General features: G+C 68.1%; 8 protein-coding genes and 1 pseudogene. 3 read left to right on the top strand and 6 right to left on the bottom strand.

The genetic code is table 11. The annotated features are described in order from the left end of the window. Nucleotides 1-9: 9 nt before the first annotated feature. The 6 genes from AC2FNJ_RS17695 to AC2FNJ_RS17670 all read right to left on the bottom strand — a co-directional run bounded on the left by AC2FNJ_RS17695 (nucleotide 10) and on the right by AC2FNJ_RS17670 (nucleotide 7,501). A complete protein-coding gene (locus tag AC2FNJ_RS17695) occupies nucleotides 10-531 on the bottom strand; it encodes a thioesterase family protein (protein ID WP_496766084.1) in 522 nt (173 codons plus the stop codon). Between the two features lie 25 nt (nucleotides 532-556). After that, nucleotides 557-1,333 carry a cyclase family protein gene (locus AC2FNJ_RS17690; RefSeq protein WP_496766082.1) on the bottom strand — a complete coding sequence of 259 codons (777 nt, stop codon included), beginning with the start codon at nucleotides 1,331-1,333 and terminating at the stop codon, nucleotides 557-559. A gap of 127 nt (nucleotides 1,334-1,460) precedes the next feature. Continuing rightward, the gene (gene fdhF / locus AC2FNJ_RS17685; protein ID WP_496766080.1) at nucleotides 1,461-4,238 is read right to left on the bottom strand and encodes a formate dehydrogenase subunit alpha; all 2,778 of its coding nucleotides are present in this window, start codon (nucleotides 4,236-4,238) and stop codon (nucleotides 1,461-1,463) included. Between the two features lie 16 nt (nucleotides 4,239-4,254). Then, on the bottom strand, nucleotides 4,255-5,964 hold the full coding sequence (locus AC2FNJ_RS17680) for an NAD(P)H-dependent oxidoreductase subunit E (protein WP_496766078.1): 1,710 nt from the start codon (nucleotides 5,962-5,964) through the stop codon (nucleotides 4,255-4,257). An 86-nt stretch (nucleotides 5,965-6,050) separates the two neighbouring features. Continuing rightward, nucleotides 6,051-6,932, bottom strand: a complete 882-nt coding sequence (locus AC2FNJ_RS17675) for a LysR family transcriptional regulator (protein ID WP_496766076.1) — start codon at nucleotides 6,930-6,932, stop codon at nucleotides 6,051-6,053. Between the two features lie 239 nt (nucleotides 6,933-7,171). Beyond that, the gene (locus tag AC2FNJ_RS17670; protein WP_496766074.1) at nucleotides 7,172-7,501 is read right to left on the bottom strand and encodes a hypothetical protein; all 330 of its coding nucleotides are present in this window, start codon (nucleotides 7,499-7,501) and stop codon (nucleotides 7,172-7,174) included. Nucleotides 7,502-7,687: 186 nt separating this feature from the next. Between AC2FNJ_RS17670 and AC2FNJ_RS17665 the strand changes: the two genes are divergently transcribed. The 3 genes and pseudogenes from AC2FNJ_RS17665 to AC2FNJ_RS17655 form a co-directional block, all read left to right on the top strand. Beyond that, nucleotides 7,688-8,530, top strand: a complete 843-nt coding sequence (locus AC2FNJ_RS17665) for an FAD binding domain-containing protein (RefSeq protein WP_496766072.1) — start codon at nucleotides 7,688-7,690, stop codon at nucleotides 8,528-8,530. Then, nucleotides 8,514-11,267 carry a molybdopterin-dependent oxidoreductase gene (locus tag AC2FNJ_RS17660; RefSeq protein WP_496766070.1) on the top strand — a complete coding sequence of 918 codons (2,754 nt, stop codon included), beginning with the start codon at nucleotides 8,514-8,516 and terminating at the stop codon, nucleotides 11,265-11,267. Before AC2FNJ_RS17665 ends, AC2FNJ_RS17660 begins: the two co-directional genes overlap by 17 nt. Then, nucleotides 11,257-11,878 (top strand): annotated as a pseudogene (locus AC2FNJ_RS17655) (6-hydroxynicotinate reductase); the annotation flags it as partial. The gene AC2FNJ_RS17660 and the pseudogene AC2FNJ_RS17655, both read left to right, overlap by 11 nt.

The raw sequence follows: 11,878 nt of genomic DNA, 5'->3' as shown, positions 1-11,878 counted from the left end.
CTGCCTTGCCTAAGTCCTGCGAATCCCGATGGGCTGGCCGATCTGCGGCGCGGGTTCCAGTGCCGCGTGATCCGCCACCATCCGCGCCAGCCGCGCCGCCGCCCAGTCCGGATAGGGGGCCGAACGGCCGGTCGCGTGGCTCACGTTGATGAACAGCCCCTCTTGCGTGGCGCAGAGCGCATCGTCGGCTTCGGCATGCATCTGCGAGAAATAGTGCCCCCGCTTGCCGTCGGCATCGAGCAGCCGCAACCGGCAATAGAACCGCTCCCCCTCGCGCAATTCCCGCAGGAAGTGCAGATGCGACTGGATCATGTACGGACCCTCGCCCGTGGCCTCGACCTGCACGCCGCCCAGGCCCAGATGCTCGACCATCACCTGTTCCAGCGCCTCGTCGAAGGCCACGCCGTAATAGCCCACATTCATGTGGCCGTTATAGTCGATCCAGTCCCGCCGGACGGTGAATCCCCGCACCTCGACCGGCGCCGGATACGGCCCGTCATGGCCGGACGGGGGTTGGGTGTTCCCTGACATGGTGCCCTCCTGTCCCGCGACCCGCTCAGTCCTCGAAAATGGCGACGGCACGGATGAATCCCGCCGACGCGCCCTTGATCTTGAACGGGAAGCAGGAGATCTCGAACCCAGTCGGCGGCAGGTCTTCCAGGTTGGTGAGCTTTTCCATGTGGCAATACCCGATCTCCATCGACGCCCGGTGCCCTTCCCAGATGATCGACGGATCGCCGGTTTCCGCGTAGTGCCGCGCGGTCAGCGGAAACGGTGCGTCCCAGCTCCAGGCGTCGGTGCCGGTCACGCGCACGCCGCGTTCGGTCAGGTACAGCGTCGCCTCGCGCCCCATGCCGCAGCCTTTCATCAGGTAATCCGGCTGCCCGTAGTGGGTTCCGGCCGCGGTGTTGACCACCACGATGTCCAGCGGCCGCAGGTCGTGCCCGATCCGCGCCAGCTCCGCCTCCACATCCTTTGCCGTCACCACGTACCCATCCTCGAAATGGCGGAAATCCAGCTTCACGCCCGGATTGAGGCACCACTCCAGCGGCACCTCGTCGATGGTGATCGCCCGTTCGCCCCTGTTCATGGTCGAATGGTGGTGATAGGGCGCGTCCAGATGGGTGCCGTTATGGGTGGCGATCCGCAGCCGTTCGATGGCCCAGCCCTCGCCCCCCGGCAGGTCGTCCTTCTTCAGACCCGGAAAGAACGCCATCACCTGCTCGGCGGTCTGGTCATGGGTCATGTACTCGATCTCCGGCAGCATGATCGGCGGATCGGAGACGATGCCGGTCTCCAGCGGCACGGACAGATCGACGAAACGGCGTGGCATGGGCGTCCTCCAGTTGGCGTTTTGCGCAGCCTAGCGCAGCGGCGGCCAAGATGGCAGGCCGCAGACCGGCCCCGGACACAAAAAAGGGCGGCTCCGCAGAGCCGCCCCTCAGCCGGCGGAGGGAGGATCACTCCGCAGCGATGGCTTGCGCCTTTTCGATGCGGACCGCCGAATACTTGAACTCGGGGATCTTGCCATAGGGGTCCAGCGCCGGGTTGGTCAGGATGTTCGCCGCCGCCTCGACATAGGCAAACGGCAGGAACACGTTGTCCTCGGCAATCGCCCGGTCGGCCCGGACCATCACCTTGACCGATCCCCGGCGGGTGGTCAGCCGGATCGTGTCGCCCGGCTCCAGCCCCAGACGCCGCAGCGTCCTGGGGTTCATCGAACAGTTGGCCTCGGGCTCCACCGAATCCAGCACTTTCGAGCGCCGCGTCATCGAGCCGGTATGCCAGTGTTCCAGCTGGCGGCCGGTGATCAGGACGAACGGATACTCCGCGTCCGGGCGCTCGTCCGGCTCCACGATGCTGGCCGGGGTGAACCGGGCGCGCCCGTTCGGGCGCGGAAAGCCGTCGCCGAACACGATGGCCTGGCCGGGATCCTGCGGCGACAGCGACGGATAGGTGACCGCCTCGCTTTCCAGACGCTCCCAGGTGATGTTGTCCAGCGACCCCATGTTCAGCTTCATCTCGGCAAACACCTCGCGCGGGTGCGTGTAGCTCCAGTTCAGGCCCAGCCGCCTGGCCAGCTCGACCTCGATCCACCAGTCCTCGCGCGCCTCGCCCGGCGGCGCCACCGCCGGCCGGCCCATCTGCACCTGCCGGTTGGTGTTGGTGACGGTGCCGGTCTTTTCCGCCCAGGCGCTGGCGGGCAGGATCACGTCGGCATAGTTGGCGGTCTCGGTCAGAAAGATGTCCTGCACCACCAGATGCTCCAGCTTGGCCAGCGCCGCGCGGGCGTGATCCACGTCCGGGTCCGACATGGCCGGGTTTTCGCCCAGGATGTACATGCCCCGGATGTCGCCGGCATGGATCGCCTCCATGATCTCGACCACGGTCAGACCCTTCTGGCTGGAAAAGTCGCCGCTCTCCCAGACCTTGGCAAAGGCCGACCGCACGCCGTCATCCGTCACCGACTGGTAATCCGGCAGGAACATCGGAATCAGCCCTGCATCCGACGCGCCCTGCACGTTGTTCTGCCCGCGCAGCGGATGCAGGCCCGAGCCGGGCTTGCCGACATTGCCGGTCATCAGGGCCAGCGAAATCAGGCAGCGCGAATTGTCGGTGCCGTGGATGTGCTGGCTGACTCCCATGCCCCAAAAGATCATTCCGGCCTTGCCCCTGGCAAAGGTGCGGGCGGCATCGCGCAGAACCTCGGGCTCGATGCCGCAGATCGGCGCCATCTTCTCGGGCGTGTAGTCGGCCAGATGGGCCTTCATCTCCTCCCAGTTCTCGGTGAACTGCGCGACGTACTCGGCATCGTACAGTTCTTCCTCGACGATGACGTTCATCATCGCGTTCAGCATCGACACGTCGCCGCCCGGCTTGAACAGCAGGCGGTGGCTGGCGAACTTGCCCAGCCCCACGCCGCGCGGATCGCACACGATCAGCTTGCCGCCGCGCTTGGCGAACTGCTTGAAATAGGTGGCCGCGACCGGATGGTTCTCGATCGGGTTGGCCCCGATCACGATGGCCACATCGGCGTTCTCGATCTCGTTGAAGGTGGCCGTCACCGCGCCGGACCCGACATTCTCCAGCAGCGCCGCCACCGACGAGGCATGGCACAGCCGCGTGCAGTGATCCACGTTGTTGTGGCCGAAACCCTGCCGGATCAGCTTCTGGAACAGATACGCCTCCTCGTTCGAGCATTTGGCCGAGCCGAACCCGGCCACATAGGTGCCCTTCTCGGCCCGCAGATCGGCCAGCCCCTTGGCGGCGAAATCCAGCGCCTCGTCCCAGCTCGCCTCGCGGAAATGGGTGAACGGGTTGGCCGGGTCCACGTTCAGCCCCTTGGGCGCGCCGTCCTTGCGGATCAGCGGTCTGGTCAGGCGATGCGGGTGATCGACGTAATCGAAGCCGAACCGGCCCTTGACGCACAGCCGGTTCTCGTTGGCCGGGCCATCGACGCCCTCGACATACTTGATCTTGTCATCCTTGATCTTGAAGGACAGCTGGCAGCCGACGCCGCAGAACGGGCAGACCGACTGCACCTCGCGGTCATAGTCCTTGCTGTCGCCGTGCTGCCGGTCGTCCAGCACCGTGGCCGGCATCAGCGCACCGGTCGGACAGGCCTGCACACACTCGCCGCAGGCGACGCAGGTGGACGCGCCCATCGGGTCGTTCTGGTCGAACACGATCTGCGCCAGGTGGCCCCGCCCGGCCATGCCGATCACGTCGTTGACCTGCACCTCGCGGCAGGCGCGGACGCAGAGGTTGCAGTGGATGCAGGCGTCCAGATTGACCCGCATCGCCACATGGCTGTCGTCCAAGAGCGGGATCTTCTCCGGCTCCTTCGCCGGGAACCGGCTGTCGCTCACGCCGTTCAGCCCGGCCATGTCCCAGAAATGCGACGAGGCGTCATGCGCCACCTCGGGCTGATCCGCGACCAGCAGTTCCATCACCAGCGCGCGCGACTTCTCGGCCCGCTCCGTATCGGTCCTGACCACCATCCCCTCGGCGACGGGCCGGATGCACGAGGCGACCAGCGTGCGCTCGCCCTCGACCTCGACCATGCAGGCCCGGCAGTTGCCGTCGGGGCGATAGCCCGGCGCCGGCTTGTGGCACAGATGCGGGATCACCAGCCCCCGGCCCTGCGCCGCCTCCCAGATGGTCCAGCCCTCGGGCACGGTCACGTCTTCGCCGTTCAGGCTGAAGGTGACGGTTCTGGTTTCGCTTGCGTCAAGCATGGCTCATCCCTCTCCTTCAGCCTTTGATTTCGTCGGCAAAGTGCTTCATCACCAGCCGGATCGGGTTCGGGGCCGCCTGTCCCAGACCGCAGATCGAGGCATCGGCCATCACCTGGCACAGATCCTCCAGCAGGTCGGTATCCCAGGTCTCGGCCTCCATCAGCTTCACCGCCTTCTCGCAGCCCGCCCGGCAGGGCGTGCACTGGCCGCAGCTTTCGTCCTCGAAGAACCGCAGCATGTTCAGCGCCGCATCGCGGGCGGTGTCCTGATCCGACAGCACCACCACCGCCGCCGAGCCGATGAACGTCCCCAGCGGCTGCAGCGTGTCGAAGTCGAGCGGAACGTCGTCGATCGAAGCGGGGAGAAGACCCGACGACGGCCCACCCGGTTGATACGCCTTGAAGACGTGCCCCTCGGCCATGCCCCCGGCGGCGTCGATCACGTCCAGAATGGTCGAGCCCGCTGGCAGCAGATAGACGCCCGGCCTGGCGACCCGGCCCGAGACCGAATAGCTGCGCAGCCCCTTGCGCCCGTTCTTCTCGACCGAATTCAGAACCTCCGGCCCTTCGCGGCAGACCCGTGCGACCCAGTGCAGCGTTTCGACATTCTGCACCAGCGTGGGGCGGCCAAAGACACCGACCTGCGCCACGAAGGGCGGGCGATGCCGCGGCAGGCCGCGCTTGCCCTCGATCGACTCGATCATCGCGCTTTCTTCGCCGCAGATATAGGCCCCCGCGCCCCGGCGCAGGTCGATATAGCCCTCGGCCACGATCCCGGCCTTTTCCAGCGCGGCGATCTCGCGGCGCAGGATTTCCAGCACCGCCGGGTATTCGTCGCGCATGTAGATGAAACAGGTTTCGGCCTCGACCGCCCAGGCGGCGATCAGCATCCCCTCCAGAAACACATGCGGCGTACGCTCTAGGTAATAGCGGTCCTTGAACGTGCCCGGCTCGCCCTCGTCGCCGTTGACGGCCAGATAGCGCGGCCCGGGATTCATGCGGACGAAGCCCCATTTCCTGCCCGACGGAAAACCCGCGCCGCCCAGCCCGCGCAGGCCCGAGGCAAGGATCCGCTCCTGCACCGCTTCCCAGTCGCCGCCCGCGCGCAGCGCCTTCAGCGTCTCGTATCCGCCGTTCCCGGCATAGGCCGCGAACCCCTCGTAATCCGGCAGATGCGCATGGGTGTCTCCGGCGGCAATGGCGGCCGCGACCTTTTCGGGGGTGGCATGGTCGATATGGTTGTGCCCGATCTCCAGAACCGGCGCGGTGTCGCAGCGGCCCATGCAGGGCGCCCGCAGCACGCGCACCTGCGACGGATCCAGCCCGTCCTCCAGCGCCTGCTTCAGCGCCTGCGCCCCCGCCATCTCGCAGCTGAGGGAATCGCAGACCCGGATGGTCAGCGCGGGCGGCGGCAGCTCGCCCTCCCTCACAACGTCGAAATGGGCATAGAAGGTGGCGGTCTCATAGACCTCGGCCTGTCCGATCTTCATCTCGGCCGCCAGCGCGCACAGATGATCCGCCGACAGATGCCCGTGTTCGTCCTGAATCAGATGCAGAAACTCGATCAGCAGGTCGCGCCGGCGGGGGCGGTCGCCCAGCAGCCGCTGCACCTCGGCCAGCGCCTCGTCCGTGAACTGACGGCCCTTGGGCGTGCGCCGCCCCTTGCCCTTCCCTGACTTCCAGACGCCCTTCTGGTCGCCTGACGGCTTGGTATCCAATGGTGCCATGATGCCCTCCGACTGACGCCTCCGTCTCTCATCAGCCAATCATATCGTCAAATCGCAAATCCCGATTGCACGATAACGACAGATTATCACCGCAAGGAGGACACCACCCGCCGCAGCGCCGCCACCGTCGGCAGCTCCGGGTCGCGCTCCAGCGTCGCCAGACAGATCGGTTTCGACACCTCCGGTTCGACCAGCGGCAGCGCCCGCGTGCCCGCCAGATCGCCCAGCGCCCGGATCAGAACCCGCGGCACCACGGCGGCCGCCAACCCCTCGCGCGCCATCACCATGGCGGCGGTAAACCCGCTGGTCTCGGCCACCACGCGCGGATGCAGCCCCAGCTCGGCAAAGATGCGGTCCAGAATCCGCCGGTTCTGCATCTGCGGCTCCAGCAGGCACAGGGGAAACTCCGCCACCCGCGCCCAGGGAATCGCGCCGGTCTCGCCGGTCATGTGCGCAGGCACCAGCAGCACATAGCTTTCCTCGTACAGCGGCTGCACATGGCGCAGGTCGGTGCCGATGCTGTCGCCATAGGTGATGCCGGCATCGATGGTGCCGTCGTCCAGCCCCTGCTGGATCGCGGTCGAGGACATCGAGTCGATCCGCGCCAAGATCCGCGGATGGGCCTGGTGCAGCCGCCGCACCAGCCGCCCGGTGAACGCCAGGGCGGTCGGGATCACCCCCAGAATCAGCGCGCCCGAGATCTCGCCCCGGATCGAGGCCACCTCCTGCTCCAGCGCCTTGGTGTCCCCCAGAATGCGCCGCGCCCGGCGCACGATCATCTCGCCCTCTTCGGTCAGCCCCTGAAACCGGTTGGCGCGGCGCACGATGGTCAGACCCAGCCGCTCCTCGAGATTGCGGATGCGCATCGAAAAGGCGGGCTGCGAAATCCCGCAATCCTCGGCCGCCTTGGCGAAATGGCGATGCCGCGCCAGGGCGCTCAGAAGTTGCAGATCACGCAGTTCGATCACGGGCAGCGACCTCCAGGGATGCCGGCTTCGATGCGCCAGCATAACGCTCCGATGCCGCATGGAAAGGGGCGCTGCCCCTCTTGCCCTTCGGGCAATTCACCCCGGGGTATTTGGGACCAGAAAGAAGCGGCAAAAACCCCCTGCTTCTTTCTGGTTTCAAATACCCCAGGGAGTTTGAGGGACAGCGTCCCTCAACAAAAAAACGAAAAGAGCGCGCCGCAGGCGCACGATGCACCCGGTCAGTTCATCCGCTCCGCACGGGTCTGGCGCATCGCGCCGCCCTGTCCCGTGATCCGCAGGTTGTGGCCGTTCTCCAGCAGCTCGAAATCCGCCCGTTCCAGCGACCCCTTCCAGCCGTTCTTCGACCGTTCCAGCCCGGAGGTTTCCGGGGCGTCGCTCAGGCGGCTCCAGACCAGCTGGGTGCAGTCGGCATTCACGGTGAAATCGCCGTATATGCCGTGATCCTTGAAGGCGTATTCGCCGCTTGCCCACGGGCAGGCGTCCTGGGCGAGGACGGGTGCGGCGGAAAGGCCGAGGCACAGGGCGGCGAGGGCAGGAAGCTGTTTCATGAGATGTCCGATCCGAAGCTGTGTAAACATGGGGCAAGGATAGCGCATGCGGCACGCATGTCCCAACCGTTGATTGCAGGCAGCCGGCGGGGCGGGTCGCCGCCGGCCCGTCATTGACTCGAATCGATCCCCGTCGATATCATTCGTATACAAACAAGAATGGTCACCCAGGGGAGGGGCGGCTGTTTGCGGTATTTCGCACCAACCGAGCTCAGCGAGGCTCTAGACGCCCTGGCCTCCGGAGAGGCCCGGATCGTGGCCGGGGGCACCGACCATTATCCGTCCCGTCCGCCGGGACCGGAGGCGGCGACGCTGCTGGACATCACCCGGATCGGCGGGCTGCGCGGGATCCGGCACCAGGCGGAGGGCTGGCGGATCGGCGCCGCGACCCGCTGGAGCGACATCGTCCGGGCCGATCTGCCGCCCGCCTTCGACGGGCTGCGGGCCGCGGCGCGCGAAGTCGGCAGCGTCCAGATCCAGAATGTCGCGACCGTCGCGGGCAATCTGTGCAACGCCTCGCCCGCGGCGGACGGCGTGCCGCCGCTGCTGACGCTGGATGCGCAGGTCGAAATCGCGTCGATGCAGGGCAACCGGTCGGTCGCGCTGGGTGATTTCATCACCGGTGTGCGCGCCACCGCGCTGGCCCCCGGAGAGATGGTGACATCCGTGGTCCTCCCGCCCCTGCCGAAGACGGCGGTCGGGCGGTTCGAAAAGCTGGGCGCGCGGCGCTATCTGGTGATTTCCATCGCCATGACCGCCACGTTGATCGCGACGGATGAAGACGGCCGGATCGAGCTGGCGCGCGTCGCGGTCGGGGCCTGTTCGCCGGTCGCGACGCGGCTGACGGCGCTGGAACGCGACATGATCGGCAAGACCCTGTCCGAGGTCGCCGTCACCCAGGCCCATCTCGCGCCGCTGGCCCCGATCGACGATGTGCGCGGCAGCGCGGCCTACCGTCTGGACGCGGTGGCCGAACAGATCCGGCGCGCGCTCCGGGCAAGCGGAGGGGCCGATGGACTGGCGGGTTGAGGACGAGCTTGTCCAGTTCCGGCTGAACGGCGCGGCGGTCGCCATCCGCCCCCGTCCGGGCGAACGCCTGTCCGAGGCGCTGCGCGAACGTCTGGACGCCCGCGACGTGAAGATCGGCTGCAACGCCGGCGATTGCGGCGCCTGCACCGTGCTGGTCGAGGGCGAACCGGTCTGCGCCTGCCTGATGCCCGCGCATCAGGCGGCGGGCCGGACGGTCGAGACTCTGGGCGGGTTGGTCGGGCAGGAGCCCGTGACGCAGCGGCTGGCCGACAGCTTCCACGCCCACGGCGCCGCCCAATGCGGCATCTGCACGCCCGGCATGCTGGTCGCCGCCACCGCGCTGCTGCGCCGCGATCTGCGACCCGACGAGGACGCGGTGATGGAGGCGCTCGGCGGCGTGCTCTGCCGCTGCACCGGCTATCGCAAGATCGTCGAGGCGGTGGTGCAGACCTATCGCGAGGCCGCAACGCCCGACCCCGGTACGGGCCGGGTCGGAGAGGCCATCCCCCGTCTGGACGGGCTGGCCAAGGTCACGGGCACCGAGATCTTCGGCGACGATGTCGCCCCCGCCGGAACGCTGGAGATCTGTCTGATCCGCGCGCCCTTTGCCCGCGCCGCGTTTCGGCTGGGCGATCTCGATGCCTTTGCCGCGGCGACGCCGGGGATCGCGGCGGTGCTGACGGCGGCGGACGTGCCGGGGCGGAACCTGTTCGGCACCATCCCCGGCTTCATCGACCAGCCGGTCTTTGCCATTGGCGAGACCCGGTTCCGCGGCGAGGCGGTCGCGGCGGTCGTGGGCACGCCGGACGCCATCGCCGGGTTCGATCCGCGCAGCTTCCCCGTGACCTGGACCGAACGGGATGCGCTCACCGGGATGGAGGCGGCGATGGCCAGGGACGCGCCGCTGCTGCATCCGGACCGCGCCGGCAATCTCATGACCGCGGGCGTCGTCCGGCATGGCGATGCCGAGGCCGCGCTGGCCCGCGCCGATCACGTGGTCGAGGGCCGGTTCCGCACCGGCTTCGTGGAACACGCCTATATCGAACCCGAGGCCGGCTTTGCCGAGGTGGTGGACGGCCGCGTGCATGTTCACGCCTGCACCCAGGCCCCGGTGATGGACCGGGACAGCCTGGCCGAGATCCTGGGCATGGAGCGGGACCGGGTGCGCATCGTCGCCACCGCCACCGGCGGCGGCTTCGGCGCCAAGCTCGACCTGTCGGTGCAGCCCTATCTGGCGCTGGCCGCGCTCAAGACCGGCCAGCCCGTCCGCCTGACCTACAGCCGCGCCGAGTCGATGCAGTCCACCACCAAGCGCCACCCCGCGGACATGCGCGTGCGCATCGGCGCCACCAGCGACGGGAAGCTCTGCGGCATGACCTTCGAGGGGCTGTTCAACACCGGGGCCTATTCCAGCTGGGGGCCGACCGTCGCCAACCGGGTGCCGGTGCATGCCTCGGGCCCCTACCGCGTGACCGACTACCGGGCCGAGGCCCGCGGCATCCACACCCATTGCCCGCCCGCCGGCGCCTTTCGCGGCTTCGGCGTGCCGCAGGCGGCGATCGCGCAGGAAAGCCTGTTCGACGACCTCGCCGACGCCCTGGGCCACGACCGGCTGGCGTTTCGCATCGCCAACGCGCTCGACACCGGCACCCCCACGGTCTGCGGCCAGGTCTTCGAGCAGGGCGTCGGCATCGGCGCCTGCCTCAAGGCCCTGCAACCGGCCTGGAAGACGGAACGCAAGGCCGCCGCCGCCTTCAACGCCAAAAACCGGACCCGCAGGCGCGGGGTCGGCGTGGCCGCCGGCTGGTACGGCTGCGGCAACACATCGCTGCCCAACCCCTCGACCATCAAGGCCGGCATCCGCCCCGACGGCACCGTGGTGCTGCACCAGGGCGCGGCGGATATCGGCCAGGGCGCCAACACCGTCATCGCCCAGATCTTCGCCACCGCCCTCGGCCTGCCCGCCGCGCAGCTGGCGCTGATCGGCCCCGACACCGACGTGACCCCGGACGCGGGCAAGACCTCGGCCTCGCGCCAGACCTATGTCACCGGCAAGGCCGCGCAGCTGGCGGGCGAGGCGCTGCGCGCGCAGATCCTGTCGCGCGTCAATGCCGGCCCCGAAGCGCAGCTCGACATCGCCGACGCCGCGATCCGCGTCACCGACGGCGACCGCAGCCACGAGATCCCCCTCGCCCCCCTGCCCCCGGATGCCGAGGGCTATGTGCTCAGGGCCGAGGAAACCTATGATCCGCCCACCAGCCCGCTGGACGAAAACGGCCAGGGCGTCCCCTATGCCCAGTTCGGCTATGCCGCGCATCTGGCGGTGATCGAGGTCGATACCCGCATGGGCACCGTCACCCCCCTGCGTTTCGTCGCCGCGCATGACGTGGGCCGGGCGATCAACCCGATGCTGGTCGAAGGCCAGGTCGAAGGCGGCATCGCGCAGGGCCTCGGCATGGCGCTGATGGAGGAATACATTCCCGGCCGCACCGAGAACCTGCATGACTACCTGATCCCGACCATCGGCGACATTCCCCCGATCGAAACGATCATCGTCGAAGACCCCGACGCGCACGGTCCCTACGGGGCCAAGGGCCTGGGCGAACACGCGCTGATCCCCACCGCTCCGGCGCTCCTGAACGCGATCCGGGACGCCTGCGGCGTGCGCCTGTACGAGCTGCCCGCAACCCCGTCCCGCCTGCGCGCCGCGATCAAAGAGCACTCCGATGAAACGTGACCGCCCGAAACCGGAAAAGATCCGCTGCGACGCCTGCCCGGTGCTCTGCTACATCGCCGAGGGGCGCTCGGGCGCCTGCGACCGCTACGCCAACCACGGCGGCCAGCTGGTGCGGCTCGACGCGCTCACGGTGATCGAACACACCGACCAGAAACTCGTGCCCTTCCTGGCCGGGTCCAGCCCCGGTGACTGGGACGGCGACATCGTGCAGGGCGGCCGCCCCTTCATCACCGCGGTCGGCGCCGGCACCACATATCCCGACTACAAACCCGCCCCCTTCATCGTCAGCCAGCCGGTCGAGGGCGTGGACATGGTGACGGTCGTGACCGAGGGGATCTTTTCCTATTGCGGCGTCAAGGTGAAGATCGACACCGACCGCCATATCGGCCACGAACGCGACGTGGTGCGGGTCGAGGGCGAGCCCATCGGCCATGTGATGACCTCGGAATACGGCTCCAAGATGCTCAGCCTCGGCGGCGTCGAACACCTGACCGGCGGCACAAAGAAAGAGGGCCGCGTGACCTGCGACGCGCTGCTGAAACTCTGCAACCGCGAGGCCGTCGAGATGGTGATCGGCGAGCCGGGCCATGAAACCACCGTGGTCGTGCAGG

This window comes from Ruegeria sp. BHSB196 (assembly GCF_059613135.1).
The sequence above is the reverse complement of the archived record's forward strand: the minus strand, read 5'-3'. Positions and strand labels throughout refer to the sequence as shown.